Below are 4,643 nucleotides of genomic sequence, written 5' to 3' on the forward strand. Positions count from 1 at the left end.
AAGCTGAGCGCCTTCACGTCGGGGTGCGTCAGCAGCGCGTCCACCACGACCTTGTCGCCCTGCACGACGTTGAACACGCCGTCGGGCAGCCCGGCCTGCTTCAGCAGCTCGGCCATGAACAGCGAGGGCGACGGGTCGCGCTCGCTCGGCTTCAGGATGAAGCTGTTGCCCGCGGCCAGCGCCACCGGGAACATCCAGCAGGGCACCATGCACGGGAAGTTGAACGGCGTGATGCCGGCCACCACRCCCAGCGGCTGGCGCAGTGTCCAGTTGTCGATGCCTGTCGAGACCTGGTCGGTGAAGTCGCCCTTCAGCAGCTGCGGGATGCCGCAGGCGAACTCGATGATGTCGATGCCGCGCGAGACCTCGCCCTGCGCATCGGTGAACACCTTGCCGTGCTCGGCGGTGATCATCGCGGCCAGCGTGTCGCGCTGCTGGTTCATCAGCTCGAGGAACTTGAACATCACGCGCGCGCGGCGGATCGGCGGCGTCTGCGCCCAGCCGTCGAACGCGGCTTGCGCGGCGGCCACCGCGGCGTTCACGTCGTCCGCGCTGCCCAGCACCACCTGCCGCGCGACCGCGCCGGTCGCCGGGTTCCAGACCGGCTGGCGGCGCCCGCTGCGGCTCGCGACCGGCGCGCCCTGGATGAAGTGGCCGACCTCGGCGGTGGCGGTGAACGGATCGTGGGCGCCCATGGCGTGGTCTCCTGGAGCTGTGGGGGTACCGATCCAGTCTAGGAGCCGGTTCGCCGCTTGCCAATGCGATCACGGTGACTTCATTGTTCGATAATCTGAACAATGACGACCGTGGACCAACGCATCGACCTGCTCTGGCCGCAGGTGCACACGCTGACGCTGCTGGGGCAGCTGGCGAGCTTCACGCAGGTGGCGCAGCGGCTCGGGCTGTCGAAGGCGGCGGTCAGCCAGCGCATCACCGAGCTGGAGCGCGCGGTCGGCCAGCCGCTGGTGCAGCGCACGACGCGCTCGGTGCGGCTGACCGATGCGGGGCGGCGGCTGGTCGAGCAGACCGGCGAGGCCTTCGAGCTGATCGCGCGCAGCGTGGTCGAGGCGCGCGACCAGGCGGCGCAGCCGCGCGGGCTGGTGCGCATCACCGCGCCGGTGGCGCTCGGGCGGCAGCATGTGGCACCGCACCTCGAGGCCTTCGTGCGTGCGCATCCCGACATCCGTGTCGAGCTCGACCTGTCGGACCGGCTCGTCACGCTGGCCCATGAGGGCTTCGACCTGGCGGTGCGCCACACCAGCGCGCCGCCGGAGAACCACGTGGCCTGGAAGCTCTGCGCGTCGCGCGCGCTGCTGGTGGCGACGCGCGCGTACCTGAAACGGCAGGGCACGCCGAAGACGCCGGCCGACCTGGCCGGCCATGCCTGCCTGACCTACCTGCGGCCGGGTCCGGCGGTGTGGCAGTTCGAGCGCGACGCGCTGGGCGATGAGCCCGAGCCGCAGCGGTTGAGCGTCGTCGCGCAGGGGCCGCTGCGGGCCGGCAACAGCGAGGTGCTGCGCGACGCGGCGCTGGCCGGCCTCGGCATCGCGCTGGTGCCGGATTTCAGCGCGGCGGCGGCGCTGCGGGCCGGCAAGCTGCGCGAGGTGCTGCCGCAATGGCGGCCGGTCGGCTTCTTCGGCGATGCGGTCTACGCGATGCGGCCGTGGAGCCCGAGCACGCCGAAGGCGGTGCAGGCGCTGGTCGCGCACCTGCGCGCGGCACTGGCCGGCGGCTTCGGCGAAGCCTCGCTACAGTCGCCATCTGCATCACCGGAGGGAAACCATGCTGCGCCCTGACATCACCATCGAAGGATTCCACGAACGCCAGGCGGGCTTCGCACCCGACCGCTTCGGCGTGCAGATCACTGCCATCGCCGAGGGCCACCTCGATTCGCAGATGCAGGTACAGCCGTGGATGCTGGCGCCGAACGGCTTCCTGCACGCGGCCAGCGTGATCATGCTGGCCGACACCAGCGCCGGCTACGCGACCATCGCGCACCTGCCCGAGGGATCGAAGAACTTCACGACGATCGAGCTGAAGAGCAACTTCTTCAGCACCGCGAAGGAAGGCCTGATCCGCTGCGAGGCCCGCGCCGACCACCTCGGCCGCTCGACGCAGGTCTGGTCCGCCACCGTCTTCAGCCCGCAAGGCAAGAAGATGGCGCTGTTCCGCTGCACCCAGATCATCCTGACCTGATCAAAAAAAAGCCCACCCTGTGAAGGGTGGGCTGGAAGTCCTCAAGAGAGAGGACGTCGTTGGGATCGTTGCGGCCGGTCGCCTGTTGTTCTGGTGAGGGCCCCGGCTCAGTGCAATCGTTGGTATCGCGTGGTTTGGATTTCAAACCCGTGTGACAGCATGGGTGCACTGTAGGAGGACGAAAACGTTTGGGCCATCCCCAATACGGGGGAAACGATTTCATCGCACCTGTGGCACAGGCTCCGCGGCCAGACCTCGTCATCGGCCGCAAACCCAGCATTGGCGCGGCTTGGCGCTGATCGGTCCATGCGCTCAACGGTGCGCGAGGCGCCGCGGCAAGTGACCGAAGTGATGTCGAATTTCCCCACAGAAGTTCGCATGCGTTTTCATGCGTTCGCATCGCGAATGACGCTGTGGCGCGACGTGCACACCGCGCGGCGCGACAATCCGCCGATGCACCCGCCCTCCCACCGCCGTCCGCCCGCGCGCACGCATGCGCCCGCCCCTCCGCTGAGCGAGTCGGAGATCGACGAACTGCAGGCCCGCCTCGATGCGGTGCCGGCGCCGCTCGATCCGCTGGACGCCAGCATGGTCGACGGCTTCCTGTGCGGCGTGCTGGTGCAGCCGGTGCGCGTGCCGGCACAGCGCTGGCTGCCGCTGCTGACCGATGTCGACGGTCGCCCACTGCCGGCGAACTTCGACGCCCGCCGCCTGCACGAGCTGGCGCAGCGCCGCCATGCCGAGCTGAACGACGCGATCACGCGCCGCCAGTGGTTCGACCCGTGGGTGTTCGAACTCGACGACGGCTCGGACGAAGATGACGCGAGCATCGAGGCAGTGCTGCCCTGGGTGGCCGGCTTCGCGACCGCGATGGAGGCGTTTCCCGAGCTGATGAACGGCGACGCGCAGGCGCTGACCGAGCCGCTCGCGCTGCTGTACCGCCACCTCGATCCCGAGGACCTGGAGGACGCCGACGACCTGCTCGAGGAGATCGAATCGCTGGAGCCGCCGGCCGACCTGAGCGAGGCGGTCGAGGGCCTGGTGCGCGCGACGCTGCTGCTGGCCGATGTCGGGCGGCCGCTGCAAGCGCAGCCCGCGGCGCCTCGGCCGCAACAGCGGCCGCCGCACCGCCCGCGGCGTTAACTTCTTTCGAACCAGCGCCGGGCGTGCAGCGCGAGCCCGGTGGCCACGCTCGCGAACCGGTCGCCGCGCACCGCGCGCGCCTGCGGAAACTCTGCCGCGATCTGCTGGGCCAGCAGCCGCAGCCCGGTCGAGCCGCCGGTGAAGTACAGCGCATCGACCTGCTCCGGCCGCAGCCCGGCCTGCAGCACCGTCTCGCGCGCCGCGCCGACGATGCGCGCGATGTCGCCCTCGATCGCCTGCACCGCCTCGCGCTCGGTCAGCAGCACCTCCAGCCGCCGCTCGACGTGCGACAGGTCGATCACCGTGTCGCCGCCCTCGGCGACGCTGATCTTGGCGGCCTCGGCGCGCGATGCCAGCTCGTGCCCCAGCCGCTCGGTCACCACCGTCATCAACCGCTGGTGGTGCAGCGGGTTGCCGTAGAAGCCGCGCATGCTGCGCAGCTCCGCGACGCGCTGCGGGCTGTACACCGAGTTGATCAGGTGCCAGGTCGCGAGGTCGAAGTACACGCCGGTCGGCACCTCGCGCGCCGGCGCGCCGGCCACGCTCGGGCCCATCGCGCCGTAGCCGAACTCGCGCAGGATGCTGGCCAGCTCGACGCGGCGGTCGAAGTCGGTGCCGGCGATGTGCACGCCGTGGTTGGCGAGGATGTCGTCCTTGCGCTCCAGCCGCGGCGCGCGCTCGGGCCCGACGCGCACCAGCGAGAAGTCCGAGGTGCCGCCGCCGATGTCGGCCACCAGCACCAGCTGCTCGCGGTCGACGCTGCTCTCGAAGTCGAAGGCCGCGGCGATCGGCTCGTACTGGAAGTGCACCTCGTCGAAGCCGACCATGGCCGCGGCCGAGGCGAGCGTGGCCTGCGCCTGCGCATCGCGCACCGGGTCGTCGTCGACGAAGAACACCGGCCGGCCCAGCACCGCGCGGTGGATCGGCGACTGCGCCTCGGTCTCGGCCAGCGTCTTCAGGTGCTTCAGGTAGCCGGCGATGATGTCGAGGTACTTCACGCCGCGCCCGCCGCCGACATCGGTGGTCTGCTCGGCCAGGCTGCTGCCGAGGATGCTCTTCATCGAGCGCATCAGCCGGCCGTCGAGGCCGTCGACGTAGGCGGCCAGCGCCGCCCGGCCGAACGCGCGCGGCGGGCCGTTGGTCTCGGCGCCTTCGACGAAGTAGAAGACCGCGGTCGGCATCGTCCGCTGGCCGGGCTCGAGTTCGACCAGGCGCATCGCGCTGGCAGCTTGGCCGGGGGCTGATCCATCGGGAATCGCGATGGCCGAATTGGACGTGCCGAAGTCGATGGCGCAATACATGAT

5 protein-coding genes are annotated in these 4,643 nt (G+C 70.4%); 3 read left to right on the forward strand and 2 right to left on the reverse strand.

Features of this window, described 5'->3' with window-relative positions; all coding sequences use genetic code 11:
* The coding region (locus AC1D12_RS25310) for an aldehyde dehydrogenase family protein (protein ID WP_477843650.1) at nucleotides 1–695 on the reverse strand (695 nt) is incomplete at its 3' end.
* A 102-nt stretch (nucleotides 696–797) separates the two neighbouring features.
* Between AC1D12_RS25310 and AC1D12_RS25315 the strand changes: the two genes are divergently transcribed.
* The 3 genes from AC1D12_RS25315 (at nucleotide 798) to AC1D12_RS25325 (ending at nucleotide 3,339) form a co-directional block, all read left to right on the forward strand.
* Entirely contained in the window at nucleotides 798–1,796 is a 999-nt protein-coding gene (locus AC1D12_RS25315) for a LysR family transcriptional regulator (protein ID WP_477826165.1), read from the forward strand.
* Nucleotides 1,783–2,196, forward strand: a complete 414-nt coding sequence (locus AC1D12_RS25320; protein WP_477843652.1) for a PaaI family thioesterase — start codon at nucleotides 1,783–1,785, stop codon at nucleotides 2,194–2,196. Before AC1D12_RS25315 ends, AC1D12_RS25320 begins: the two co-directional genes overlap by 14 nt.
* Nucleotides 2,197–2,574: 378 nt before the next feature.
* Entirely contained in the window at nucleotides 2,575–3,339 is a 765-nt protein-coding gene (locus AC1D12_RS25325) for a YecA/YgfB family protein (protein ID WP_477843654.1), read from the forward strand.
* Here the strand turns inward: AC1D12_RS25325 and AC1D12_RS25330 are convergent.
* Nucleotides 3,336–4,643: Hsp70 family protein (locus AC1D12_RS25330; RefSeq protein WP_477843656.1), on the reverse strand; the 1,308-nt coding region annotated here is incomplete at its 5' end. The two genes, AC1D12_RS25325 and AC1D12_RS25330, sit on opposite strands and share 4 nt — an antisense overlap.

Source organism: Rhizobacter sp. P1_G5 (genome assembly GCF_056405435.1).

Excerpts from the sequence above, each read along its gene's own strand:
- AC1D12_RS25315 (WP_477826165.1), top strand. The coding sequence starts at position 798 with ATGACGACCGTGGACCAACGCATCGACCTGCTCTGGCCGCAGGTGCAC.
- AC1D12_RS25320 (WP_477843652.1), top strand. The coding sequence starts at position 1,783 with ATGCTGCGCCCTGACATCACCATCGAAGGATTCCACGAACGCCAGGCG.
- AC1D12_RS25325 (WP_477843654.1), top strand. The coding sequence starts at position 2,575 with ATGCGTTTTCATGCGTTCGCATCGCGAATGACGCTGTGGCGCGACGTG.